Origin of the sequence: Neobacillus niacini (assembly GCF_023715415.1) — a bacterium.
Classification (GTDB): domain Bacteria; phylum Bacillota; class Bacilli; order Bacillales; family Cytobacillaceae; genus Neobacillus; species Neobacillus niacini_C.
Genome location: NZ_JAMBOB010000010.1, coordinates 36,835 through 61,724, shown reverse-complemented (window position 1 = coordinate 61,724; position 24,890 = coordinate 36,835). Strand labels below are relative to the sequence as shown.

Here is a 24,890-nt window from a genome sequence, read left to right as displayed (position 1 = left end):
AGAGTGTATTACTAGGGTTATACTTTTGATATCAAATAAAAGGAAGGGGATAAAGTTATGATGGAACACAACCAAAAGAATTTACGAAAACAAGTTGCACCTTATGAAAAATCAAATCTACGAGCAAGCATCTGGCAGATAATAAATACCCTGCTGCCTTTCTTTCTACTGTGGATTCTTGCTTATCAAAGTCTTACCATCTCATACATACTAACTTTGGGAATCTCTATCCTTGCATCAGGATTTTTAGTGAGGACTTTCATCATTTTTCATGATTGCTGTCATCACTCCTTTTTTAAGAACCGGAAAGCAAACACAATTCTTGGAACGATTACAGGAATATTGACTGTTTTTCCCTATCACCAATGGCAGCATGACCATTCTGTGCATCATGCAACGAGCAGTAATTTAGATAAGCGGGGAACGGGTGATATCTGGGTATTGACAGTGGAAGAATATTTAGCTGCTTCAACATGGGAAAGATTAAAATATCGGTTGTATCGGAACCCACTTGTAATGTTTGGATTAGGACCTATATACGTATTCTTGCTTAAAAACCGCTTTAATCGAAAAGGTGCACGGTTTAATGAACGTATGAACACCTATATAACCAATACAGGGATTGCTGCTTTAATAGCTGTACTATGCTTCACGCTTGGTTGGGAGCAATTCCTATTGGTACAAGGCCCTATCTTTTTACTATCTGGTTCGCTGGGAATATGGTTGTTTTATGTGCAGCATACCTTCGAAGATTCATACTTTGAGGAAGATAAACATTGGGAATATGTGAAAGCAGCGGTTGAAGGCAGTTCCTTCTATAAACTTCCAAAGGTTTTACAGTGGTTAACTGGAAATATTGGCTATCACCATGTTCACCATTTAAGCCCGAGGGTACCCAATTACAAGCTAGAAGAAGCTCATAATAATACACTGCCCTTGCAAAATGTTCCAACCATTACATTAGCAACCAGTCTAAGTTCGCTTAAATTCCGCCTTTTCGATGAACAAAACAAGAAGTTTGTTGGCTTTAAGGAAATTAAAGTGCTAGTAAAAGAACAGAAAAAGTTTCTTAGAGCGGAGAAAGTATGAAACGACAAGCCCTGTATTGGGCTTGTCGTTATTTCTGTTCTAAAGAATGGCAGGGGTCGAATAAATAGTAGTAAATGAAGAGAGTGGGTAATTGTGGTAATATTAAGGTTATAAACTTTTATTACTGAAAATGAGGTTCTACTATGATTAAAAGGTATATGACATTCCAGAAAAATAGCGGCATATCACCATATATTTGGACCATTCTTTGCATATTGCCCTTTTATTTTATTTTCCAAACATCCTCGCCTATAAAAATCGTTGTTGGGATTATCCTTACCATTCTCTTTTTTATCTTCTATCGGATTGCTTTCATTTCGAAAGGGTGGCCGGTTTATCTCTGGACCTTCATCTTAATAGGTATCTCAATTACATCAACCAGCCTTTTTAGCTATGTGTATTTTGCTTTTTTTCTTTCCTATTTTATTGGAAATATCAAGGAGCGAGTAACGTTTTTAACCTTATATTTTATTCATTTGATTAGTACATCCGCCTCTATTAATTTCAGCATTGTCCAGCAGGATGAGTTTTTTCTCAAGCAATTGCCTTTTGTCATTATCATTTGGATAAGTGTCATTTTGCTGCCTTTCAATATTCATAATAAGAAGGAAATGGGCCAGTTGGAGGAAAAGCTTGAGGATGCCAATAAGCGCATTTCAGAGTTGGTAAAGTTAGAGGAGCGTCAGCGGATTGCCCGCGACCTACATGACACATTAGGCCAAAAGCTCTCGCTGATTGGCTTAAAAAGTGATTTAGCCAGAAGATTAATCACCAAAGACCCTGAGCAGGCACGTAGTGAATTAAAAGACGTGCAGCAAACAGCAAGAACCGCGTTAAGTGAAGTGAGAAAAATGGTTTCTTCAATGAGAGGAATCAGGTTAAAAGATGAGATTATCCGGGTGAAACAAATATTGAAGGCTGCCGAAATAAACTTCGAAGGAGACCAGGAAATTTCCTTGAAAAATGTTCCTTTATTGACTGAAAACATTCTTAGCATGTGTTTGAAAGAGGCAGTTAATAATGTTGTTAAACATAGTGGTGCCAGCTCTTGTTCTGTATCCATTGTGCAATCGTGGAAGGAAATGGTGTTGACCATCCATGATAATGGAGTGTTTAAAAGCGAAGATGATAAAGAAATGAGAGGAAGCGGGCTACTAGGAATGAAAGAACGCCTGGAGTTTATTAATGGCAGCTTAGAGCTTCTAACAAAAGAAGGAACAACTTTAATAATTAGAGTGCCCAATGACGTTAAGCCGTCAATTAAGGAGGAGGCGTAAAATATGATTAGAATTGTAATAGCGGAAGACCAGCAAATGCTGTTGGGCGCCTTCGGTTCGCTTCTAAATTTGGAAGAGGATATGGAAGTGGTTGGCAAAGCTTCAAATGGGGAAGAGGCGGTGGCTTTAGTAAGGAAGCATCAGCCTGATATTTGCATTATGGACATCGAAATGCCAGGAAAAACAGGACTGGAAGCGGCTGAAGAGGTAAAAGGTTTAGATTGCAAAGTAATCATATTAACTACATTTGCTCGAACAGGTTATTTTCAACGTGCCCTAAAAGCAGGAGTTAGAGGCTATCTGTTAAAGGATAGTCCAAGCGAGGAGCTGGCAAGCTCCATCCGACGGGTAATGGAAGGAAAACGGATATACGCCCCTGAGCTTATGGACGATGTTTACTCCGAAGAAAACCCACTAACAGACCGTGAAAAAGAAGTACTCGAACTCGTCGCTGATGGCAAAAACACTCAAGAAATCGCAGAGCAACTCAGCATCAAAACAGGTACCGTCCGTAATTATATCTCCACCATACTAGACAAACTAGACGTCAAAAACCGAATCGAAGCCATCAAACAATCCAAAGAAAAAGGCTGGTTCAAATAGGTCGATCAGGAAACAGCCTTAGCAGAAATTGAATAATCTATTTGGCCAGCCATTGTCTTTTCGCAGCAATGACTGGCTTTATTTTTTAAAAAATAGGCAGACTAAGGTATTGACCTTACCGTTGCGTAAAGGTGTATTGTTGTTTATGAGGAGAGGATCACATGGAATATACAATACAAAAACTTGCTAGTCTCGCAGGTGTTAGCACCCGAACATTGAGATATTATGATGAAATTGGAATTCTTAAGCCGGCAAGAATCAATTCATCAGGATATCGGATCTATGGTCAGGCGGAAGTGAATCGCTTGCAGCAAATCTTATTCTATCGAGAACTAGGAGTCGGTTTAGACAGCATCAAGGACATTGTAACGGCACCGACCTTTGATGGGGCTAAAGCACTGCGGGAGCATCGTGAAAAACTCCTCGAAAAGAAGGAACAACTAGATTTATTAATCGCCAATGTCGATAAAACAATAGCACTTACGGAAGGGAGAATAACCATGTCAAATAAAGAGAAATTTGAAGGATTTAAAAAGAAAATGATTGAAGATAACGAGAAGAAATATGGAAAAGAAATCCGTGAAAAATATGGCAAGGATACAGTTGAAGCGTCTAATGCAAAAGTAATGAATATGACTCAGGAACAATACGAAGAAGTAACAGCTTTAGCTGAACAAATCCACACTACTTTAGCTGAAGCATTTAAAACAGGAGACCCTGCAGATGAGTTAGCACAAAAGGCGGCACATCTCCATAAGCAATGGCTAAGCTATTATTGGAAAGAATACAGCGAGGAAGCCCATGCAGGATTAGCTCAAATGTATGTGGATGATGAAAGGTTTACAGCTTATTATGACAAAAAACAACCTGGAACCGCAATATTCCTAAGGGATGCGATTCATGTCTATACAGGTCTAAAAAACTAATGGTTAATGCTCACCCAATAATCGTTTTGGGTGAGCTTTTTATATTTTCAGAGCAATAGTGCAGAATAAAAAAAGAACTTACAATAGAAAGGCGAAAATTATGGCTGAAAAATACAGTTTAGAGATTTTGAATAGGCTTAATCTATTTTATCAATTGATTAATAATATGACTGATTTGGTCTTTTTGACAAAAGTAAATCAAGATAAATCATTAAGCTATGTTATTTTAAATAAACCAGCTAAAGACCTTTACGGATTAACAAATGAATGTTTTGGCAAACAGATAGAAGAGGTTCTTCCAAATAATGCTTACCAAATTATCAAGGGAAAATACGAAGAAGCAATGGAAAAGAAAAGGCCCATCAAATACGAGGATATGGTTAGTGTTTCGCCTCTTCTCGAAAACAATAATCATGGAATCATTTATTGGGAATCGACGATCACACCTGTGTTCAATCAAGACGGCGAGTGTACCCATTTGTTAGCTATCGTCCGTGATTTAACAGAACAAAGAGAAAAGGAGTATGAAATACGAAGGATAAAAGATCGCTTTGAGCTCGTCTGGAATAGTGTTGCGGATGTCATGTTTACATTTGATAAAAATGAAAATATAGTATCCGTTAATAAAGCATTCGAAAAATTATTAGGCTGGACAGCAGAAGATCTGGTAAAGAAAAAGTCCATCAGTTTTATCCCAGAAGAGGATAAAGAAGACCTTAGAAAAGTCATTGAAAGAGTAAAAAGCGGCGAGACAGTGACTTCTCATGAGGTAAAACGAATGACAAAAAGTGGTGAAATGATATATTTTCTTGGCTCGTTTTCACCTCTCTTTGATCACAATGGTGATTGGGATGGGGGTGTAGTTGCCTACAAAAACATCACGCAAAGAAAGAAATATGAAGATAAATTAAAAGAGTTAGCTCTTCATGACCCATTAACGGGTATTCCTAATAGAACTTACTTTTCACAATGTCTTAAAACAGAGATGGAAAAAGCAAAACGAACGAACCTGCTGCTTTCAGTCTTTGTCCTTGATATTGATCATTTTAAAGAAATTAATGATACCTATGGACATGACATTGGTGATGAGGTGTTAAAGGAATTTGCCATGCGCGTTAAAAAAGCGATTAGAAAAAATGACTTCCTTGCAAGAATTGGAGGAGATGAATTCGTCATACTAATACCTGAGTTGACAGAAAAAACAAAGGTTATAGAAATAGCTGATAGAATCCAACAATGTCTAGGTGATGAGTGGATTGTTGCCAATGAAAACGTAAAAATCACTTCAAGTATTGGAATATCATTTTACAACCAATTTGACTTAGAAGAAAAAACACTATTTAAAAACGCTGACCTTGCTTTATATGAAGCAAAGAAAAAAGGGAAAAATAATTATCAAATTTATAATGATCAAAAAACCGGCTAATACTGAATTAGCCGGTTTCTACTTTTTAAAGAATGTTACTAGATAATATTTGGTTATCGCGAGGTACTCCCTTGTGTATGATTTTGGGATGGCCACTGTCGGAGTTTCTGCGGGAATTCCTTGTAAATTCAAACCCTGATTTTTAGCAATGGACTTGGCTCGATAAAGATGAAAATCGTTCGTTACGAGCAATCCAGTTTCGAGATGATCTGGAATGAGCTTTTTTGAAAAAGTGATATTTTCAACTGTGTCTGTTGATTTATCTTCTATTAATATTCTATTTCTATCAACTCCATGTTTAAGTAAACCTCTTTTAATCGCTTCCGCCTCAGTGATATCTTCTCCTGGTCCTTGTCCTCCTGATGCAATTGCAATGGTATCTTCATTTTTCTTCATATAATTTGCCGCTGCATCAATCCGATATTGAAGAGCCAGTGAAGGTATTTCACCTTTAACTCGTGCCCCAAGAATAATGATATAGTCAGCATGCAAAGGTACTTCAATATTTATGTGGTCCCTAATCTTAGAATGTAAGAAAGCGAAGTATAGTAGCACACTGAGTGTAAGCAAGCCTATGACCGCAAAAAATGTCTTCCTCTTCACCATCAAATCCGTCCCTCTATGTATAATCTAATCTTCCTTTTATTCTACCACAGTCGAATATCAATTCCCTGTATATGTTAAATTACTGGGGATTTTTTTATATTCCCTTGGCATACTAAACGAGACAAAGAGTAAAGGAGTTTGGCGTATGAACTTTTATCCATATGAAGAAGATTCATTGCTTTTTTCAAAGAAATCAGCACGAAATGTTTTTATCGTGTTAGTAATTTTATTCTTTTCTGTTTATATCGGATCAGAACAATTTGGATATTTCGATATGGCCTTATATGGGTATTTGTGGGCAACTGTTTTGTGCTTTGTACTCTTGACAATCAGAATCACCTCGTGGACCCTTCGTCCTCCAACTAGAAGGCTGTGGAAGCAAGGTTTCAAAATGATGTTTAGTGCTAAAGGGCTTACATTCGTATTTAAGACTTTATACACCAATATCGGAGAGCAAAGGTTTATAAGAAATCGATCTGTTTATCGCTGGGCACAGCATATGTTCATTTCTTGGGGAGTCATCTTCTCCTTTGCGATTACCTTTTCCCTTGTACTTAACTGGCTTCATTTTGAATTAGTAGAACCTAAAACGTATGCAGCAGTGGTTTTTGGGATTCCAATGTTTCGAATGGGAGTTGACTCACCTCTCGCTATTGCCATTTATCACGGATTAAATTGGACAGGTATTGCTGTCATTATTGGCTGCGGGATGGCGCTTTATCGAAGAGTAACAGACGAAAAAAAGATTGTTGAGCAATCAAAAGAATATGATTTCTTTCCACTCTTTCTACTAATAGCAATCTCAATAACTGGTTCCTTACTCACGGTTTCTGCATTGTGGATGGAGGGGGCCTTCTACTTAGGTATTGCGCTTGCACACCAAATAACTGTCATTGTTTTTCTGTTATATTTTCCATTCAGTAAGTTCTGGCATCTGCCGCTTCGATTTTTAGCTGTCATTGTACCGATGTACCATGCAATGGGAGAACAGAAGGAATGCGCTAGATGTGGGATAGAATATGCGACGGCTACACAAATCAAGGATGTTCAATTAGCTTTAGAAAAAAGACATTTGTCTGTTCCGATTGATCACACAACACTGCATTTTTCAGACCTGTGTTCAGAGTGCCGGAGAGTTAGTCACAGATTGGGTGCCTATGGTGCTAAAGTTCATTTCCGTAAAGCTAACCTTGTGTTAGAAAGTAATCAGAAAAATGGACTTCAATTGAAGAAGGGAGGAGATTAGTAGATGGGTCATGCACAGAATAAAGACTACTCTCAAAGAGATTATGATGCGATATTACGAGATGGCGAAGAACTGATTTCTACTCATTGCTGTTTCTGCGGGATGCAATGCGGGATGAACATTCGCGTGAACAAAGAGGATAAATCGGTGCTCGGAGTTGAGCCAAGATATGATTTTCCAATGAACGGTGGAAGGCTTTGCCCGAAAGGAGTAAGTGCTTACCGACAGGCAGAACATGTGGAACGGTTAAAGCACCCGCTTATTCGAAAAAATGGAAAGCTTGAACAGGCTACATGGGATGAGGCCATGGATTTGATTGTATCAAAAATCCAAGAAATTCAAGGTAAGTATGGAAAGGATGCCTTTGGAATTTATAGCGGCTCCTCCATGACGAACGAAAAATGTTACTTAATGGGTAAATTCGCACGGATTGGACTTGGAACCAAGAATATTGATTACAATGGCCGATATTGTATGTCATCTGCATCTGTTGGCTTCAACCAAAGTATCGGAATTGATAGAGGCTCGACCAATCCTTGGTCTGACATCAAATTTGCGGATGTATTGTTGATTGCAGGCTCGAATACGGCTGAGTGCCACCCGTTATCGATGCCATATATTTGGGGTGCTAGAGATCGCGGGGCAAAATTAATTGTTGTCGATCCTAGACAAACGAAAACAGCACTCGTAGCAGATGTCCATTTAGACATTCGTCCAGGGACCGATGTGGCGATAGCAAATGGCTTACTGCATGTCATGATTGAAGAGGATTTAGTTGACCATGACTTTATTCATAACCGTACAACTGGTTACGAAGAATTAAAGGAACTTGTAAAAAAATACACACCTGCACATGTTTCTGAAATTACAGGTGTTGCGGTAGATAAAATCATAACGGCTGCTCGACTATTCGGTCAGGCAAAAACCGGGATGACTATGTTCGCACGCGGGGTTGAGCAGCATGCGACAGGTACAGATTCCGTTTCAAACTATGTGAATCTATGTTTAGTAACCGGAAAAATGGGAAAAAAGGGTTCCGGGGTTGCAACCTTCACAGGTCAAGGGAATGGGCAAGGCGGGAGGGAACACGGTCAGAAAACAGACCAACTGCCAGGATTTCGAAAAATTACCGACCCGAAAGCGCGAGAATATATCGCAGGTGTGTGGGGTGTTGATGAATCAGAGATTCCAGGACCGGGGTTATCAGCTTTTGAAATGCTTCAGGCACTTGGTAAAGAAATTAAGGGATTGTTATTAATCTGCAGTAATCCAATTGTCTCTTCCCCAACAGTAGGTGATGTGGGTGAGTACCTAAAGAGTTTGGACTTTTTTGTTTGCATGGATTTCTTTTTGTCAGAATCGGCAGAGCTAGCGGATGTTGTTCTTCCATCAACCGTTTGGATTGAAGACAATGGAACCATGACAAATGTGGAAGGCCGGGTATTACGAGTGAAAGGTATTGATCGTACACCTGGTGAAACAAAAAGGGACTGGAAGGTCATTTGTGAAATTGCAGAACGACTTGGCAGGGGGCAATACTTCCAATTTAATTCACCAGAGGATATCTTTAATGAGCTTCGGGTTGCAAGTAAAGGCGGGACCGCAGATTATTACGGAATCACCTACGAAAAGCTCGATAAAATGCAGGGGGTATTTTGGCCATGCCCAACAGAGGAATCGGAAGGATTACCAAGATTGTTTGAGGATTTAAAATTTAACTTTCCCGATGGAAAAGCAAGAATCTTAGCCTTTGAACATAAAGGCCCAAATGAGAAAACGAGTAAAGAATACCCAATCATTTTATCAACTGGACGAGTTGTCTTTCACTATTTAAGTGGAAATCAAACAAGGAGGATTGAGGCTCTGCGGAATTTATGTCCAGACCCATATGTGGAAATTCACCCCAACCTGGCGAAAAAATATAACATTGAACATGGAGAACCTATCAAGATATCAAGCCCTAGGGGCAGCATTGAGCTCCCTGCAAGAGTTACCAAAATCACGAGAGAGGACATGGTTTTCGTTCCCTATCACTGGGGGAAATCATTAGCAATCAATCATTTGACGAACCCGGCGCTAGAACCAAAGTCGAAAATACCAGAGTTCAAGGTTTGCGCAGTCAAATTAGAAAAGATTGTCTCGCATGCAGGTGAAAAGCATGGCTAAGGTTTTATATATTGATTACGAAAGATGTATTGGCTGCCGGGCTTGTGTCATTGGATGTGAGGAATGTAGTGGGCATGACCATTTATCGAGGATGTTTGTTGATGAGCTAAATCCAGGAGAAACGGTAGCAGCTTCCCCAACTCCCTGTATGCACTGTGTGACACCAGCATGTGCGGAATCATGCCCGGTCCAAGCAATTGCAATCGCGGATGATGGAACGGTATTATCTGCCTCATTAGAAAAATGCATTGGCTGTAAAAACTGTACATACGCTTGTCCATTTGGAATTCCACGGGTGGATGATGTGAAAAAGGTAATGTACAAATGTGATATGTGTTATGACCGGACTTCTAAAGGAAGACCGCCAATGTGTGCAAGTGTTTGTCCAACGGATACGATTCGCTTTGTGGATGAACACGAAATTAAAGCAGAACCGCCTAAGGAAGTTCAATTTAAGTGGGATTTCGGCGGTACAGTAATTGAAACAAGAACTGTCATTGGTATGCCGGATACAGAGACAAACAGATATGGATTTAGAGAAGGCGATGGTGTTCAATCATGAAGAAAATAGAGGGATTTCTTCGAAAGTTGTCTTTTAATATCAAAAGAGATAAAGAATTAGAATTAAATAGAAGAGGTTTTATCGCCTCTTCGTTATCGTTAATGGGTGTATTATTTGTAAGCTCAACCCCATTAATGGCGTTATCGAAGAATCGTGAAGAAGAAGCCCATGAGTCTGAGATGTTTATTGTCAATGAAAAAGATATCGCTGTTGGACAGAGTGTTTCATTCTATTATCCTGATGAGAATGATTCTGCGATATTGGTACGAATCTCTGAAAAGGAATATAGGGCGTATAACAGTAAATGTACGCATTTAATGTGTCCGGTTTATTGGGAAAAGGATACGGGGAAATTAACCTGCCCGTGTCATAATGGATTTTTTAATGTGGAGGACGGGTCCGTACTTGCGGGACCGCCGCCAAGGGCGCTTCCATCCATTAAATTGAAATTTAAAGGTAAAAAAATCTACGCTGTTGGAATCACTCAGGCTCAGCATTAGGAGGCGGGTTTTATGAAAATGGCATGGTGGGTTTTTATGAGTCTCTTGACCGTGCAAATTATTCTTATTCAATACATGGTAGAGGAATATCTGGCAGGTCATTACGGAAATCTTTTCTATTATGTCCTTGCATTAGGCTTTATGTTTGTTTTGACACTGATAACGTATCTATTCTTTAGAAGAGTGGATAAGGTAATGGATCATTAAAGGAGGACGAATGGGTTGCAGATGAATGATGATAAAATAACTTCGGTTGTAAAAGACTTCTTCCATAAAATTCATGCAGATGATCTAATGAGCAAGTTTTTTAAGGACCATGATCAGGAGAGAATTCAGCATCACCCGCAGACATTTTTACAGCATGGATTGGGTGAAGGAAAATATAGCAATGAACAGATAGCAAATGCACATAAAGATATCCCAATCAACGACGAACATTTTGAAGCAATGGTCGGGAATTTCATTTCCACATTAGATGACAATGGTTTTAGTGCAGAGGACAAACAAAAGATACATGGAATATTACAAGGATATAAAGGCGATATCTTAGGCAAATAAAAAAGCGGTGCCCCGTTATGGGACACCACTTTTTTTTAGGCAATTGAATTCTGTACTGTATCAGCTAATTCGTTGTATTTATCAAACAGCAAGGAACCTCTTTTATAGATAGAAGGTTCATAATCATCCTCTTGTGGAGCTAATATTGGCAGCTGAGCAATGAGATTGGTTCCCAGTTTTGAGGCGAGTTGTTCCGAGCCGCCTTTGCCGAAAAGATAATACTTTTGTTCGAGATCTGGCGGCTGAAAATAGGCCATATTTTCGACGATACCTAAGATATTATGATTATTGCTTGCAGCCATTTTACCTGCTCGTTCTGCGACATGTGAAGCGGTTGGATGTGGAGTGGTGACAACAATCTGATTGGAGCTTGGAATCAGCCGGTTCACGTCCATGGCAACGTCACCAGTCCCTGGCGGCATATCAATAATGCAGTAATCCAAAGGACCCCATATCACCTCATTAATAAATTGGTTGATGACCTTCCCGAGCATAGGCCCACGCCATACAACAGGATCATTATTTTTAACAATAAAGCCCATTGACATGATTTTGACATTATGTGATTCGACAGGGATAATCTTGTTATTCATCGATTTCGGACCAAAACTAATATTCATCATGTTTGGAATACTGCTTCCATATATATCAAAATCAATTAAACCTACCGCTTTTCCTTGTCTAGCCAACGAAACAGCAAGATTCGCAGATACAGTAGACTTACCGACCCCGCCTTTACCCGAAATCACCGAAATGACTTTTCCAGATAACATACTCTCACCTCATTTTGTTTAAAGACAATTTTTCATCGAGCTTTGAAGGTACTCGATCCAAGGCTCCCAATTCTTAATCATATATGCAGGTTCTCCATCAGACAAATAACCTAAAAAACTCTTAGAATCATCGATTGCCACTTCATTTCCTTCTCGCAGTCGAGAGATGATGTCATGAATAATGATATATTCCTCTAACAATAATTCACTTGAATACTCAAGCTTAACCTCGTTGTTGCCGATATGGACATCACCTAGTGCCTTATCGGAACTGTCAAGATAGATTTCATACTGGCGATCGGACCTTTTTTTTAGAAAAGGCAAATCATATTTGGTAAGGTCAACCTCTTGATGAAAGGTTAATGTTGTAGTTAACATTCTGAATACCTCCTTATCACTCTCTAACAGTATTTACCATTTGTCCTCATAAAAAACATCTTTTTCAAGGAAGTTGCAAAATGCATAGAATATGCATAGTATCCGTATATTCATACAACTTCAAATGAAAGCGTTTCCAAAAACAAATGTAAAAAAATCGATAAAAACAGAAAATTGAGCAATTTATTTCTTGAATAATTATTACTCTGTATGTATAATGATACATTATATAAGAGACATAGGAGTGGGAAAAATGAGGGCTGCAATTATCGGTGGAACAGGATATGGGGCAATAGAGTTAATAAGGCTTATCAACAAGCATCCACATTTGAGCGTTGGTTCAGTTGTTTCCAACTCTCAAGCTGGTAACGACATTAGCGAATCCTACCCACACCTTACTGAAATTATAAATCAACCATTTGAAAGCTATGATGCTGATCGATTAGCAAAAGAGAATGATATTGTGTTCTTAGCTACACCATCAGGCGTCAGTAGTAAGATGGCACCGGAGCTTGTGGATAAAGGTATTAAAGTGATTGATCTATCAGGAGATTTCCGGCTAAGGTCACAAAATGAATATGAAATCTGGTATAAGCATTCAGCACCAGAAGAGGAATACTTAAGTAAGGCAGTTTATGGATTGAGTGAGATTTATGAAGATGAAATTAAACGGGCTACGTTCATTGCTAATCCTGGATGCTATCCAACAGCAACCAGCCTCGGTTTGCTTCCAATTTTGAAGGCAAATCTTGCAGACTCAAAATCTATAATTATTGATGCGAAGTCTGGGGTTTCCGGTGCCGGCAGAGCTCTTTCCTTAACCGCACATTACGCTGAAATAAATGAGAATCTAAAAGCATATAAGCTTGGAGCACATCAACATATACCTGAAATTGAACAAGTGCTTAAGGATGAAACAGGCAGGCTGGTAACAATTTCGTTTACAACTCATTTGATTCCGATGACTAGAGGAATAATGATAACTGCCTATGTTAATTTACTTGGGAAAACTTCTACGAGTGAAGTGAATGCGTTGTATAAACAATTTTATGAAAATCATCCATTTGTCAGAATTAGGCCAGAGGGAATCTATCCATCTACCAAAGAGGTTAGCGGCAGTAATTATTGTGACATTGGATTACATGTTGACCAGCGAACGAATCGACTAACTGTGATTTCGGTAATCGACAATTTAGTTAAAGGTGCAGCAGGGCAAGCGATACAGAATGCAAATTTAATGAATGGCTGGGCTGTCAGTACAGGGCTTGAAGACATATCATTATATCCTTAATAAAATGATTGATTGAATAATAGATGGAAAGTTTTATAAAGTCTTGGGTTGCCAAACAATGAAGACATTCAAGGAGGAAATTAAATTGATGCCAGCCATTTCAAATAAAGAGATTATAGTTTTAGAAGAAGGAAGTGTCACTCTGCCAAAGGGGTTTGTGGCTGGAGGTATGCATTGCGGGATTAAAAGAAAACGTCTGGATCTTGGTTATATTGTATCGGAAGTTCCTGCAAGTGTTGCAGGGGTGTATACAACAAATATTTTTCAGGCAGCCCCCCTATTGGTTACTCAAGAGAGTATCGCAAAGGAGAATAAGATTCAGGCTATCATCGTCAATTCAGGAAATGCCAATGCATGCACTGGGGAACAGGGATTGTTAGACGCTTTTGCAATGCAAAAAGGATTTGCAAGCGTACTAGGCATTGAGGACCACCTTGTTGCCGTTACTTCAACAGGTGTAATTGGTGAACTTTTACCGATGGATAATGTAACAACAGGTATTAATCAAATTCTACAATCCAAATATGCAACAGAAGAAAATTTCAAAAATGCAATATTAACAACGGACACATGCATTAAGCAGATAGCAGTTCAAATGAAAATAGACGGAAAGACAGTCAGCATTGGCGGTGCAGCTAAAGGGTCTGGGATGATTCACCCAAATATGGCGACCATGCTTGGTTTTGTCACATCAGATGCCAATATAGCGCATGAAGATTTGCATTCTGCCCTTAAAGAAATTACAAATCAAACCTTCAACATGATAACAGTTGATGGAGATACAAGTACAAATGATATGGTACTGGTCTTGGCAAACGGGTTAGCCGGTAATGGCCAGCTGACAAAAGACCATCCAGATTGGGATTTATTCAAAGCTGGCTTAAAGCTCGTAAGTGAAGAGCTTGCGAAAAAAATAGCAAGAGACGGTGAAGGAGCCACTAAGCTTGTTGAAGTTCAAGTAAACGGCGCATACAGTCAGGAAGCAGCTAGAGCGGTTGGAAAGTCCATTATCTCTTCTAATCTTGTAAAAACAGCTATCTATGGCACTGACCCGAACTGGGGAAGAATTGTTACTGCTATCGGATATTCAGGAATACCTGTTGAACCAAATAAATTAATAGTAGCAATTGGTCCATACAAAGTGTTCGAAAATGGCTTACCATGTCCGTTTGTGGAAGAAGAAGTCAAGGAATATCTAGAACTGGAAACAGTAAAACTTCTTGTTGATTTGAACCAAGGTGAAGAAAGTGCAACAGCCTGGGGATGCGATCTAACTTATGATTATGTAAAAATCAACGCATCCTACCGCACGTAAGTGGAGGGACAAAAATGAATTATATAGTCATTAAGTGTGGCGGAAGTGTGTTAGATAATCTGCCAAAGTCCTTTTATGAAGACGTGATATCCCTTCATCAAAAAGGGGACTGGACACCAATTATTGTCCATGGCGGCGGTCCACTTATTAATAAATTGTTAAAGAACTTAAATGTAGAAACTACCTTTGTAAATGGTTTAAGAGTAACCAATCACGAAGTATTGGATATAGTAGAAATGGTTTTAAGCGGAACCGTGAATAAACAAGTGGTTCGGAACATCATTGAGGCAGGCGGCAGTTCATTTGGTGTCAGTGGAGTGGATGGGAGCTTGTTAAAAGCCATTCCTACTTCAGATGAAAGTTTAGGTTTTGTAGGAGAAGTCGTGGAAGTAAATACTTTAGTCATTGAAAGCATTGTAAATCAAGGACATATACCTGTCGTTTCACCAATCGGGATTGGTGCAGATGGACAGCGGTATAATATAAACGGCGATGTTGCCGCAAGTGCAGTTGCGAAGGCACTAGGAGCCAATCTTTGCTTTATCAGTGATATACCGGGAATCCTAGTCGAAAAGAATGGTGAAAAATCTAAATTAGACAGGGTTACGAAAGCAAAAGTGGAAGAACTAATTGAAGATAAAACCATCTATGGCGGGATGATTCCCAAGGTAAAAGCAGCAATCGATGGTTTAGTGCATAAAATACCGATGGTCGGTATCATTGACGGATTTGAAAAAAATAGCTTGGTAGAATACGTGAACGGCAAAAACATTGGAACAAAAATTGTTTTAGAAGAGGAGCTTGTCTAATGACCATTAACACTTCCGTTTCCCCCATTTCGTCAGTAATGGCTACGTATAGCCGCTTTCCTATTACGTTGGTTAAGGGGAAAGGAAGCTATGTATGGGACGATCAAGGGAAAAAATATTTAGATTTTACTTCAGGTATTGCAACATGCAACTTAGGCCATGTGCCTGATGTGGTTAAAGCAAAGCTTGAAGAGCAGCTGCAAAATCTTTGGCACTGTTCAAACCTTTATAACATTCCAAATCAACAGGAACTTGCGGCACTGCTGACAGCCAATAGTTGTGGAGACCAGGTCTTCTTTTGCAACAGCGGCGCGGAAGCAAATGAGGCGGCCATTAAGCTCGCAAGAAGATACGCACAGAAAGTAAAAGGAACAGATTCTTTTGGAGTCATTACCTTTCAGCAATCCTTTCACGGCAGAACTTTGGCTACTTTATCAGCCACTGGTCAGGAGAAAATCCAACAGGGATTTGCGCCCTTAGTAAAAGGCTTTAGTTATCTGCCATTTAATGATATCGAAGCACTTGATCAACTAAAAACACTTCAGCCAGCAGCGATTTTACTCGAGCTCGTCCAGGGTGAAGGTGGAGTCATTCCGGCAAATCAGGAATGGGTAAAGAAAATTGCAGAAATCTGTAAAGAGAAAGACATCCTGTTAATGGTTGATGAAATCCAAACTGGGATTGGAAGGACCGGTACACTGTTTGCATATGAACAATACGGTATAGAGCCGGATGTGATTAGTGTAGCAAAAGGTCTAGGATCAGGGTTTCCGATTGGGGCTATCATAGCGAAAGAAAAGGCAGCAAAGGGCTTTGACCCAGGAAGCCACGGAAGTACTTTTGGGGGGAATCCATTAGCTACTGCAGCTGGTGTCGCAACTATAAAACATATTACTGAAAGTAATTTGTTGAAGCACGTAAATGAAATTTCTGTTTACCTAGATGAGCTGCTAACCCAGTTCAAAGAAAAGTACACTTTTATAAAAGAAGTTAGAGGAAAAGGGCTATTAAAGGGGATTGTAGTTGGAGATAAGGCACCAAAAATTGTTCAAAAAGCAATTGAAAATCAACTGTTGATCCTAACAGCGGGACCAAATGTAGTGAGAATACTACCGCCTTTAACAGCATCAAAAGAAGAAATGAACGAATTCATCAAGGCATTGGAAATAATTTTCCAAGGTATAGAGAAAGGCGAGTGAGTGTTTTGGAACAGGGATATCTTACTTTGGAAACCGGAGAAGTTTTTGAAGGAATACTAATAGGTGCAAACAAGGATTCAATCGGTGAAGTTGTATTTAACACAAGTATGACTGGCTACCAGGAGATCATTACAGATCCTTCTTATGCAGGACAGCTCATAACATTCTGCTATCCAATAATCGGAAACTATGGAATTAATGCGATGGATGATGAATGTATTTCGCCTTCCTTGGCAGGAGTGGTGATTGGTGATTTATGTGAAACACCAAGCCATTACCAATCTATTAATAAATTTTCTGAAAAACTAATGCAGGCAGGCGTTCCAGGAATTGCAGGCGTCGACACAAGATTACTTGTTAAAACGATTCGAAGCCGCGGAACGGTAAAAGGATATTTAAGTAAATCTAAACAAGAAACTTTTGATGAAAATAAAACGATACCATTTTGGGTAGAGAAAGTTTCAACTGAAAAAGTGCAATACTTCAAAAATGAAGGACCACACGTTGTCCTTATCGACTTTGGATATAAAAAATCAATATTGAATGCGTTGCTAGATGAAAATTGTTGTGTGACCATCGTCCCTTTTAATACCTCTTTTGAAAAAATCAAGGCCTTAAAGCCAGACGGTGTGTTATTAAGTAACGGGCCTGGAGATCCAATGGCACTGAAACAATGGTTTCCAGAAATCAAAAAGATTACACAACACTATCCAACTCTAGGCATCTGCCTGGGGCATCAGTTAATTGCCCTAGCTTATGGAGCAAAAACGGAAAAACTTGCCTACGGACACCGTGGCGGCAATCATCCTGTTAAAGAATTAGCAACAGGTAAGGTTAAAATTACAGCACAAAATCACGGATATGTTGTTGTTGACGAGAGCGTTGATGCTCAGGTTTTTCAAATCACATACCGTAACGTTAATGATAAATCCATCGAAGGATTAAAGCACCGACGCTTTCCGATTCAAACCGTTCAATTTCACCCGGAAGCACATCCAGGACCAAGTGACACACAATACATTCTAGAAGAATTTGTTTATCAGATAAATTCCGTGGGAGATAAACGTTATGCCATTAAATAAAAACCTAAAAAAAGTATTAGTAATTGGATCAGGTCCGATTGTAATCGGGCAGGCAGCAGAATTTGATTATGCGGGAACACAAGCCTGTATCGCTCTTAAAGAAGAGGGAATACAGGTGGTTTTAATCAATAATAATCCTGCAACGATTATGACGGATGAAACTGTTGCCGATAAGGTATATATCGAACCATTAAATGTAGAGACCATTGAAAAAATTATTCTAAAAGAAAAGCCTGATGGAATTATTGGTACTTTAGGTGGTCAAACGGGTTTAAATCTAACGGTTGAACTCTATGAAAAAGGTATTCTTCAAAAATACAATGTAGAGTTGTTAGGAACCTCTGTAGAATCGATAAAAAATGGCGAGGACCGCGATCGGTTCCGCAGTTTAATGATAAAGATTGACGAACCGATTCCAGAATCTGCGATTATTCATACGTACGAGGAGGGTGTATCGTTCGTTAATGAAATTGGTTTTCCTGTAATCATCCGTCCAGCCTATACTCTTGGCGGACACGGCGGCGGCTTTGCCCATAATGATGAAGAACTTGAGAATGTTCTGAAGAAGGGATTAGCAGCCAGCCCGATTCATCAGGTCCTCGTTGAAAGAAGCATTAAAGGCTGGAAGGAAATTGAATATGAAGTCATAAGGGACGCCAATGACACCTGTATCATTGTTTGCAATATGGAAAATATGGACCCAGTTGGAGTTCATACAGGTGACTCCATAGTTGTTGCACCATCGCAAACCTTGACGGATGTCCAATATCAAATGCTGCGAAATTCTTCTCTAAAAGTAATACGAGAATTAGAAATCATCGGCGGCTGTAATATCCAGTTTGCTCTTAACCCTTTGTCAAATCAGTATTGCATAATCGAGGTAAACCCAAGGGTAAGCCGTTCTTCCGCTTTAGCGTCAAAGGCTACCGGTTATCCAATTGCTAGGACAGCAGCTAAATGTGCGGTTGGTTATCATTTGGATGAGATTGTGAACCCTATAACAGGCAACACCTTTGCATCCTTTGAACCAGCAATCGATTATATTGTTGTTAAGCTTCCGCGTTTCCCATTTGATAAATTTCCAGAAGCAGACCGTACATTAGGCACACAAATGAAAGCTACCGGTGAAGTAATGGCGATTGACCGTACCTTTGAAGGGGCACTAAATAAGGCAATCCGCTCAATGGAATTAAATATATTTAGACTTTGTCTAGAATCAAATAAAACTATAGACAATGATGTCTTATTTGAAAAGCTTGAAAGACCAAATGATCAAAGATTATTTATGATAGCAGAAGCATTCAGAAGAGGTATTTCCCTTGAGGAAATTAAGCAGTTAACAGAAATCGATTCATGGTTTTTAAACAAAATCAACGCAATCGTCGCTTTAGAAGTGGAATTAGCTTCTTATACATGGAGTGAAGCACCACTTTCATTATTAAAAACAGCGAAGCGTCATAATATTTCCGATAAATACCTTTCACAAATTTACAGTATCGATGAAAAACAAGTAAGAAGTAAATGGAAAGAACTCAACTGGAAACCAGGCTACAAAATGGTTGATACCTGTTCGGCAGAATTTGATGCGGTTACTCCTTATTACTATTCGACTTGGCTTGGAGCAGATGAGGTAGAAGAAACAAACAGTAAGAAGATTCTAGTTCTTGGTTCAGGACCGATTCGGATTGGACAGGGAATTGAATTTGATTACTGCTCTGTACATGCTGCAAAAGCGATTAAGAAGCTGGGCTATGAGGCAGTCGTAATTAACAATAACCCTGAAACAGTCAGTACAGATTACTCTGTTGCTGATCGCCTTTACTTTGAACCATTAACAGCAGAAGATGTTCTTACTGTTATTGAAAAAGAGAAGGTAGAAGGTGTGTTAATTCAGTTCGGTGGTCAAACGGCGATTAACTTGGCACATGACCTCGAAGAAGAAGGCGTAAAGATTTTAGGCACAACGGTGGAAAATGTTGACCGTTTCGAGGACCGTAAAGAATTTTATCAGTTGCTTGAAGGTCTAAACATCCCACATATTGTAGGGGAGACTGTATCACATAAAGATGAATTGCTGGCAGCTGCAGCAAGACTTGGTTATCCCGTATTGGTACGTCCTTCCTACGTCATTGGCGGCCAATCGATGTTTACTATTTTTACAGAAGACGAATTAAACTATTATATCACTCAGCTTGAAGAAAACTCTTCACAAGAAAAAATGTGGCCATTATTAGTTGACACCTATATACCTGGATTAGAATGTGAAGTGGATGTCATTAGTGATGGAAAGAATGTTATTGTCCCAGGAATTTTTGAACATATCGAAAGAGCTGGCGTTCATTCTGGAGATAGTATTAGTGTTTTTCCACCGATTTCATTAGCGGATGAGGTAAAAGAAACATTAATTGATTATGCTGAAAAAATAGCCAGAACCTCACCGATTATTGGCATTATGAATATCCAATTTGTCATTTATAAGAATCAAGTACTAGTCTTAGAAGTGAATCCACGTTCTTCACGTACGGTTCCTATTATGAGCAAGGTTACAGGAATTCCAATGATAGAGTGGGCAGTAATGGCTCAACTAGGTGTATCCTTGGAATCTCTATCAAATGAAACTGGTTTATTACCAGAGCCAAATTACTATTCGGTTAAGGCACCTATATTTTCAAGAAGCAAATTAAAGGGAGTCGACCACGTCCTTGGACCAGAAATGAAATCAACAGGTGAAGTTTTAGGTTTAGGAGCAACCTTCCATGAAGCGCTTGAAAAGGCACTTCCTGCAACAAGTGATGAACAAGAGCACTATTTATTCTGTTCGATTTCTGACCGTGAGAAACCTGCCAGCCTTCCAATACTGCAGCAATTTGTGAATCAGAATTACAAGCTAACTGCAACAGAAGGGACAGCAAGATTCCTTCAAGAAAAGGGCTTTACCATTGAAAAGGTGATTAAGGATAACCAGGATGTAGATGAACTTTTCAAAAATAATAGTATTCAAGCTGTCATTAATATACCGAACCAAGGAAGAAATAAAATTAAATTTGGTTTTTACATTCGTGAACAAGCGACCCGCTACAATGTACCGGTATTTACCCATCTAGATACTGTTGAGGCGATGGTTAGTCTTCAGGCTCAAACCTTTACTCAATCAGAGGTACTTACTGTAACGGAATATTACAATATCAAAGAGAGCGGTGTGGAGCATGTCTAATGTAATTAAATGGAACGCAAAGGGTTTACCGCAGCAGCCACAATTAAAAGGCAAGGATTTCTTATCCTTGTCTGATTTTCAACCTGATGAAATTCTCTACCTATTAGAGGAAGCAAAGGAACTAAAGAGTCTTCAAAAACAAGGAAAACCACATCCTTATTTGAGCGGAAAGGTTCTAGGGATGATATTTGAAAAGTCTTCTACTCGTACTAGAGTTTCCTTTGAGGTAGGGATGCTCCAATTAGGAGGGCATGCAATATTCTTAAGTTCAAGGGATATTCAGTTAGGTAGAGGAGAAAGCATTTCAGATACAGCAAAAGTCTTATCACGTTATATCGATTGTATGATGATTAGAACGTTCTCACACGACTCAGTTAAAGAATTGGCAGAGCATGCAACCGTTCCAGTTATAAACGGTTTAACTGATTTGCACCATCCGACTCAAGTGATGGCAGATTTATTAACAATTCAAGAGCACAAAGGCAAATTGGCCGGATTAAAAATGTGCTATTTGGGTGACGGAAACAATAATATGGCTCATTCATTAATGGAAGGGGCAGCAAAGGTTGGAATGCATATCAGCGTTGCAAGCCCTCCTGGGTACCTACCTGATGGGAAAATCACAGAAAAAGCGATTGAAACTGGCAAATTAACGGGCAGCAAAATTACGGTTACACATAATCCGGTAGATGCCATAAAGGATGCGGATATTGTTGTCACAGATGTTTGGACCAGTATGGGCCAAGAAGCAGAAACCCAAAAGAGACTAAAAGATCTAGGAGACTATCAAGTAAATACTGAACTATGTCAGTATGCTAAAAAAGATTATATCTTTTTACATTGCTTACCTGCACACCGTGGAGAAGAGGTAACAGCAGAAATTATTGATGGCCCGCATTCTGTGGTGTTTGATGAAGCAGAAAATAGACTTCATGCTCAAAAAGCAATTTTAAAACTTTTACTAGAATAGTAGATTTTATTTTCATTATTATGTATAATAATTCTATTGATTGAATATTAATTCATATAGATGCGGGGAGAATACAAAATGGCTAAGGAAAAAATTGTTTTAGCATATTCAGGCGGTTTAGATACTTCGGTTTCAGTGAAATGGATTCAGGAGAAATATGGCTATGATGTCATTGCACTAGGTCTTGATGTTGGTGAGGGAAAGGATCTAGAAGCGATTAAACAAAAGGCATTGAATGTAGGAGCTGTTAAAGCTTATATGATTGATGCAAAGGAATTACTAGCAAAAGAATATATTTTGCCAGCTTTAAAGGCAAATTGCTTATATGAAGGTAAATATCCACTATCATCAGCGTTATCTCGTCCATTAATTTCTAAATTATTGGTTGAAGTGGCTGAAAAAGAAGGGGCTGCAGCTGTGGCTCATGGCTGTACTGGTAAAGGGAATGACCAGGTTCGTTTTGAAGTTTCCATTCAAGCGCTAAATCCAAACCTAAAGGTTGTTGCACCCGTTCGTGAATGGGGAATGACTCGTGATGAAGAAATAAAATATGCACAGGAAAACGGTATTCCAATTCCAGTAGACTTAGACAATCCATTCTCAATTGACGCTAATATTTGGGGACGTGCTTGTGAGGCTGGTGTGTTAGAGGATCCATGGGCAGAGGCACCTGAAGCAGCCTTTGATTGGACGGCTCCAATCGAATTAACACCAGATCAAGCTGAATACCTTGAAATTGAATTTGAAAAGGGCGTTCCTGTTGCTCTTAATGGTGAGAAACTGCCATTAGTGAAATTAATTGAAACCTTAAATGAACTTGGCGGCAAGCATGGCGTCGGTCGTATTGATCATATTGAAAATCGATTAGTAGGTATCAAATCTAGAGAAGTGTATGAAAATCCAGCAGCGTTAATTTTAATTAATGCACATAAAGAATTAGAATTTTTAACACTGCCGCGCGAAGTGACTCAGTTCAAAACTCAGGTTGAACAGCAAATGGCTAAAATAATTTATGAAGGACTTTGGTATTCACCATTAAAAGCAGCACTTGATGCGTTTATTGAAGAAACCCAAGGTGTAGTTTCTGGAACCATTCGAGTTAAGCTTCATAAAGGAAACCATACCGTTGTCGGACGTAAGTCTCCACACAGCCTTTATAATGAAGAATTGGCAACTTACTCAAAAGGAGATGCTTTCGACCACAATGCTGCGGTTGGATTCATTAAAATTTGGGGTCTGCCGACTAAAGTATATTCTGAGGTAAATACTAAAGAAACGATAGTAAAATAATCAGGTGCCCTCGAAACCATTTCGAGGGCAGCCTTCTTTATGAGTAAGGGGGAGCTAGTAATGTCCAAATTATGGGGCGGAAGATTTACGAAAGAAACAAATAAGTTAGTAGAAGAATTTACGGCTTCGATTTCATTTGATCAAAAGCTTGCTAAAGAGGATATCGCAGGAAGCTTAGCACATGTTCAAATGCTAGGAGAATGTGGCATTATTCCAACACAGGATGCCGATACAATAAAGGCAGGTCTACTTGAAATCAAAAAGATGGTGGACCAAAACGAGGTCGAGTTTTTAGTTGAAGATGAAGATATTCATATGAATATTGAAAAATTATTGATTGAAAAAATAGGCCCTGTCGGCGGAAAGCTTCATACTGGGCGCAGTCGAAATGACCAAGTTGCAACCGATATGCACCTTTACTTACGAACAAAGACAACGGAATTAATTAAACTTCTTGAGGATGTTCAAAATTCTCTGCTTGTGCAGGCAAAAGAGAATGTTAACACATTAATCCCGGGTTATACCCATCTTCAGCGTGCACAGCCAGTCTCATTTGCTCATCATGTCATGGCTTATTTCTGGATGTTTGAACGAGATAAGGAGAGATTAATTGATAGCTTAAAGCGTGTTAATTGGCTTCCACTTGGTGCTGGCGCATTAGCAGGGACTACTTTTCCTATCAAGCGTGAACGTGTGGCGGAGCTGCTCGGTTTTGAAACAATCTATCCGAATAGCATGGATGCAGTTAGTGACCGTGATTTTATTTTAGAATTCCTTTCGATTGGTTCCATTATCATGACTCATATTTCGAGATTATCGGAAGAACTTGTGATTTGGTCAAGCCAAGAATTTCAATTTGTTGAGCTTGATGATTCTTTTTGTACGGGCTCCAGCATTATGCCGCAAAAGAAGAACCCAGACGTTCCTGAGTTGTTAAGAGGAAAGACGGGTCGAACTTTTGGTAATTTGATTGGCCTGCTGACTGTCCTTAAGGGCTTGCCGCTTGCATATAATAAGGATTTACAGGAGGACAAGGAAGGGATGTTTGACACAGTGGAAACACTAGAAGGATCCCTTATGCTGTTAGCGCCAATGATTGAAAGTATGACGGTAAACAAAGATATCATGCGTAAAGCGATTAATAACGACTTTTCAAATGCAACAGACATTGCCGATTACTTAGTTAGAAAAGGGCTTCCATTTAGGGATGCACATGAAGTCATCGGAAAGATTGTTTTATATGCGATTCAGAAGCAAAAGTTCTTACTTGATTTAAGCTTTGAAGAATACCAAGAGTTCAGTTCTTTATTTGAAGAGGATATTTATCAGGTATTATCTCCAGAACATGTTGTAGCCGTTCGAAATAGCTTCGGAGGGACATCACCTGCACAGGTTGTGGAACAAATAAAGCTCGCTGAGACCAGGGTAGGAAAATAAATCAAAATGTTTAAATAAGCAGGATAGTTCCTTTTGGGACTATTCTGCTTTTTCAATTACTTTATCAAGAAACATACTTGTTAATGCATCAAAAATCGTTAATAATGAAATAGTTATAGATTACAAATCTATCAAATAGTAGAAAAGGTTTGGATTATTTATGAAAATATGGA

The 24,890-nt window shown here is 39.1% G+C and carries 23 protein-coding genes; 20 read left to right on the top strand and 3 right to left on the bottom strand.

What is annotated here, in order from left to right; all coding sequences use genetic code 11:
* Positions 1 to 57 precede the first annotated feature (57 nt).
* The 5 genes from M3189_RS21595 to M3189_RS21575 all read left to right on the top strand — a co-directional run bounded on the left by M3189_RS21595 (position 58) and on the right by M3189_RS21575 (position 5,321).
* Positions 58 to 1,089, top strand: a complete 1,032-nt coding sequence (locus M3189_RS21595) for a fatty acid desaturase (protein ID WP_251637827.1) — start codon at positions 58 to 60, stop codon at positions 1,087 to 1,089.
* 143 nt (positions 1,090 to 1,232) lie between these two features.
* The gene (locus tag M3189_RS21590; RefSeq protein ID WP_251637825.1) at positions 1,233 to 2,366 is read left to right on the top strand and encodes a sensor histidine kinase; all 1,134 of its coding nucleotides are present in this window, start codon (positions 1,233 to 1,235) and stop codon (positions 2,364 to 2,366) included.
* A gap of 3 nt (positions 2,367 to 2,369) precedes the next feature.
* The gene (locus tag M3189_RS21585) at positions 2,370 to 2,969 is read left to right on the top strand and encodes a response regulator transcription factor (RefSeq protein WP_251637823.1); all 600 of its coding nucleotides are present in this window, start codon (positions 2,370 to 2,372) and stop codon (positions 2,967 to 2,969) included.
* 161 nt (positions 2,970 to 3,130) lie between these two features.
* The gene (locus M3189_RS21580; protein WP_251637821.1) at positions 3,131 to 3,895 is read left to right on the top strand and encodes a MerR family transcriptional regulator; all 765 of its coding nucleotides are present in this window, start codon (positions 3,131 to 3,133) and stop codon (positions 3,893 to 3,895) included.
* Between the two features lie 100 nt (positions 3,896 to 3,995).
* Positions 3,996 to 5,321 (top strand): sensor domain-containing diguanylate cyclase, encoded by a 1,326-nt coding sequence (locus tag M3189_RS21575; RefSeq protein ID WP_251637819.1) that lies wholly within the window; start codon positions 3,996 to 3,998, stop codon positions 5,319 to 5,321.
* Positions 5,322 to 5,339: 18 nt separating this feature from the next.
* On the opposite strand, the gene M3189_RS21570 is transcribed toward M3189_RS21575, so the two are convergent.
* On the bottom strand, positions 5,340 to 5,924 hold the full coding sequence (locus M3189_RS21570; protein WP_435368114.1) for a YdcF family protein: 585 nt from the start codon (positions 5,922 to 5,924) through the stop codon (positions 5,340 to 5,342).
* Between the two features lie 148 nt (positions 5,925 to 6,072).
* Here M3189_RS21570 and M3189_RS21565 point away from each other — a divergent pair, with 148 nt between their 5' ends.
* Genes M3189_RS21565 through M3189_RS21540 form a run of 6 tightly spaced genes read left to right on the top strand, consistent with a single transcriptional unit; the run spans position 6,073 to position 10,959 of the window.
* Positions 6,073 to 7,173: an MFS transporter gene (locus tag M3189_RS21565; RefSeq protein WP_251637815.1), complete on the top strand. Its 1,101-nt coding sequence runs from the start codon at positions 6,073 to 6,075 to the stop codon at positions 7,171 to 7,173.
* Positions 7,174 to 7,176: 3 nt separating this feature from the next.
* Complete coding sequence (gene fdhF / locus M3189_RS21560) at positions 7,177 to 9,339, top strand: formate dehydrogenase subunit alpha (RefSeq protein ID WP_251637813.1); 2,163 nt, start codon at positions 7,177 to 7,179, stop codon at positions 9,337 to 9,339.
* Positions 9,332 to 9,901: a 4Fe-4S dicluster domain-containing protein gene (locus tag M3189_RS21555; RefSeq protein ID WP_179161400.1), complete on the top strand. Its 570-nt coding sequence runs from the start codon at positions 9,332 to 9,334 to the stop codon at positions 9,899 to 9,901. The genes fdhF and M3189_RS21555 overlap by 8 nt, the downstream gene beginning before the upstream one ends.
* A complete protein-coding gene (locus M3189_RS21550; protein WP_251637806.1) occupies positions 9,898 to 10,401 on the top strand; it encodes a ubiquinol-cytochrome c reductase iron-sulfur subunit in 504 nt (167 codons plus the stop codon). Before M3189_RS21555 ends, M3189_RS21550 begins: the two co-directional genes overlap by 4 nt.
* A 12-nt stretch (positions 10,402 to 10,413) precedes the next feature.
* On the top strand, positions 10,414 to 10,608 hold the full coding sequence (locus M3189_RS21545) for a hypothetical protein (protein WP_095249164.1): 195 nt from the start codon (positions 10,414 to 10,416) through the stop codon (positions 10,606 to 10,608).
* Positions 10,609 to 10,629: 21 nt separating this feature from the next.
* Positions 10,630 to 10,959, top strand: a complete 330-nt coding sequence (locus tag M3189_RS21540; RefSeq protein ID WP_251637984.1) for a group I truncated hemoglobin — start codon at positions 10,630 to 10,632, stop codon at positions 10,957 to 10,959.
* A gap of 35 nt (positions 10,960 to 10,994) precedes the next feature.
* Here M3189_RS21540 and M3189_RS21535 read toward each other — a convergent pair whose 3' ends face one another.
* Positions 10,995 to 11,732, bottom strand: a complete 738-nt coding sequence (locus tag M3189_RS21535) for an Mrp/NBP35 family ATP-binding protein (RefSeq protein WP_251637804.1) — start codon at positions 11,730 to 11,732, stop codon at positions 10,995 to 10,997.
* Between the two features lie 18 nt (positions 11,733 to 11,750).
* Positions 11,751 to 12,110 carry a hypothetical protein gene (locus tag M3189_RS21530; protein WP_251637802.1) on the bottom strand — a complete coding sequence of 120 codons (360 nt, stop codon included), beginning with the start codon at positions 12,108 to 12,110 and terminating at the stop codon, positions 11,751 to 11,753.
* A gap of 253 nt (positions 12,111 to 12,363) precedes the next feature.
* On the opposite strand from M3189_RS21530, the gene argC reads away from it, so the two are divergent.
* The 9 genes from argC to argH all read left to right on the top strand — a co-directional run bounded on the left by argC (position 12,364) and on the right by argH (position 24,717).
* Entirely contained in the window at positions 12,364 to 13,401 is a 1,038-nt protein-coding gene (gene argC, locus M3189_RS21525) for an N-acetyl-gamma-glutamyl-phosphate reductase (protein ID WP_251637800.1), read from the top strand.
* 88 nt (positions 13,402 to 13,489) lie between these two features.
* Positions 13,490 to 14,716, top strand: a complete 1,227-nt coding sequence (gene argJ / locus M3189_RS21520) for a bifunctional ornithine acetyltransferase/N-acetylglutamate synthase (protein ID WP_251637982.1) — start codon at positions 13,490 to 13,492, stop codon at positions 14,714 to 14,716.
* A gap of 14 nt (positions 14,717 to 14,730) precedes the next feature.
* On the top strand, positions 14,731 to 15,525 hold the full coding sequence (gene argB, locus M3189_RS21515; RefSeq protein ID WP_251637792.1) for an acetylglutamate kinase: 795 nt from the start codon (positions 14,731 to 14,733) through the stop codon (positions 15,523 to 15,525).
* Positions 15,525 to 16,724: an acetylornithine transaminase gene (locus M3189_RS21510; protein WP_251637789.1), complete on the top strand. Its 1,200-nt coding sequence runs from the start codon at positions 15,525 to 15,527 to the stop codon at positions 16,722 to 16,724. Before argB ends, M3189_RS21510 begins: the two co-directional genes overlap by 1 nt.
* Positions 16,725 to 16,729: 5 nt before the next feature.
* Positions 16,730 to 17,806: a carbamoyl phosphate synthase small subunit gene (locus tag M3189_RS21505; RefSeq protein WP_251637980.1), complete on the top strand. Its 1,077-nt coding sequence runs from the start codon at positions 16,730 to 16,732 to the stop codon at positions 17,804 to 17,806.
* The gene (gene carB / locus M3189_RS21500) at positions 17,793 to 21,020 is read left to right on the top strand and encodes a carbamoyl-phosphate synthase (glutamine-hydrolyzing) large subunit (protein WP_251637787.1); all 3,228 of its coding nucleotides are present in this window, start codon (positions 17,793 to 17,795) and stop codon (positions 21,018 to 21,020) included. Before M3189_RS21505 ends, carB begins: the two co-directional genes overlap by 14 nt.
* The gene (argF, locus tag M3189_RS21495; protein WP_251637785.1) at positions 21,013 to 21,990 is read left to right on the top strand and encodes an ornithine carbamoyltransferase; all 978 of its coding nucleotides are present in this window, start codon (positions 21,013 to 21,015) and stop codon (positions 21,988 to 21,990) included. The genes carB and argF overlap by 8 nt, the downstream gene beginning before the upstream one ends.
* A gap of 78 nt (positions 21,991 to 22,068) precedes the next feature.
* Positions 22,069 to 23,280 carry an argininosuccinate synthase gene (locus M3189_RS21490; protein ID WP_251637783.1) on the top strand — a complete coding sequence of 404 codons (1,212 nt, stop codon included), beginning with the start codon at positions 22,069 to 22,071 and terminating at the stop codon, positions 23,278 to 23,280.
* Between the two features lie 60 nt (positions 23,281 to 23,340).
* Positions 23,341 to 24,717, top strand: coding sequence for an argininosuccinate lyase (gene argH / locus M3189_RS21485; RefSeq protein WP_251637781.1), 1,377 nt, complete (start codon positions 23,341 to 23,343; stop codon positions 24,715 to 24,717).
* Positions 24,718 to 24,890 lie beyond the last annotated feature (173 nt).

Excerpts from the sequence above, each read along its gene's own strand:
- M3189_RS21595 (WP_251637827.1), top strand. The coding sequence starts at position 58 with ATGATGGAACACAACCAAAAGAATTTACGAAAACAAGTTGCACCTTAT.
- M3189_RS21590 (WP_251637825.1), top strand. The coding sequence starts at position 1,233 with ATGATTAAAAGGTATATGACATTCCAGAAAAATAGCGGCATATCACCA.
- M3189_RS21585 (WP_251637823.1), top strand. The coding sequence starts at position 2,370 with ATGATTAGAATTGTAATAGCGGAAGACCAGCAAATGCTGTTGGGCGCC.
- M3189_RS21580 (WP_251637821.1), top strand. The coding sequence starts at position 3,131 with ATGGAATATACAATACAAAAACTTGCTAGTCTCGCAGGTGTTAGCACC.
- M3189_RS21575 (WP_251637819.1), top strand. The coding sequence starts at position 3,996 with ATGGCTGAAAAATACAGTTTAGAGATTTTGAATAGGCTTAATCTATTT.
- M3189_RS21565 (WP_251637815.1), top strand. The coding sequence starts at position 6,073 with ATGAACTTTTATCCATATGAAGAAGATTCATTGCTTTTTTCAAAGAAA.
- fdhF (WP_251637813.1), top strand. The coding sequence starts at position 7,177 with ATGGGTCATGCACAGAATAAAGACTACTCTCAAAGAGATTATGATGCG.
- M3189_RS21555 (WP_179161400.1), top strand. The coding sequence starts at position 9,332 with ATGGCTAAGGTTTTATATATTGATTACGAAAGATGTATTGGCTGCCGG.
- M3189_RS21550 (WP_251637806.1), top strand. The coding sequence starts at position 9,898 with ATGAAGAAAATAGAGGGATTTCTTCGAAAGTTGTCTTTTAATATCAAA.
- M3189_RS21545 (WP_095249164.1), top strand. The coding sequence starts at position 10,414 with ATGAAAATGGCATGGTGGGTTTTTATGAGTCTCTTGACCGTGCAAATT.
- M3189_RS21540 (WP_251637984.1), top strand. The coding sequence starts at position 10,630 with ATGAATGATGATAAAATAACTTCGGTTGTAAAAGACTTCTTCCATAAA.
- M3189_RS21535 (WP_251637804.1), bottom strand. The coding sequence starts at position 11,732 with ATGTTATCTGGAAAAGTCATTTCGGTGATTTCGGGTAAAGGCGGGGTC.
- M3189_RS21530 (WP_251637802.1), bottom strand. The coding sequence starts at position 12,110 with ATGTTAACTACAACATTAACCTTTCATCAAGAGGTTGACCTTACCAAA.
- argC (WP_251637800.1), top strand. The coding sequence starts at position 12,364 with ATGAGGGCTGCAATTATCGGTGGAACAGGATATGGGGCAATAGAGTTA.
- argJ (WP_251637982.1), top strand. The coding sequence starts at position 13,490 with ATGCCAGCCATTTCAAATAAAGAGATTATAGTTTTAGAAGAAGGAAGT.
- argB (WP_251637792.1), top strand. The coding sequence starts at position 14,731 with ATGAATTATATAGTCATTAAGTGTGGCGGAAGTGTGTTAGATAATCTG.
- M3189_RS21510 (WP_251637789.1), top strand. The coding sequence starts at position 15,525 with ATGACCATTAACACTTCCGTTTCCCCCATTTCGTCAGTAATGGCTACG.
- carB (WP_251637787.1), top strand. The coding sequence starts at position 17,793 with ATGCCATTAAATAAAAACCTAAAAAAAGTATTAGTAATTGGATCAGGT.
- argF (WP_251637785.1), top strand. The coding sequence starts at position 21,013 with ATGTCTAATGTAATTAAATGGAACGCAAAGGGTTTACCGCAGCAGCCA.
- M3189_RS21490 (WP_251637783.1), top strand. The coding sequence starts at position 22,069 with ATGGCTAAGGAAAAAATTGTTTTAGCATATTCAGGCGGTTTAGATACT.
- argH (WP_251637781.1), top strand. The coding sequence starts at position 23,341 with ATGTCCAAATTATGGGGCGGAAGATTTACGAAAGAAACAAATAAGTTA.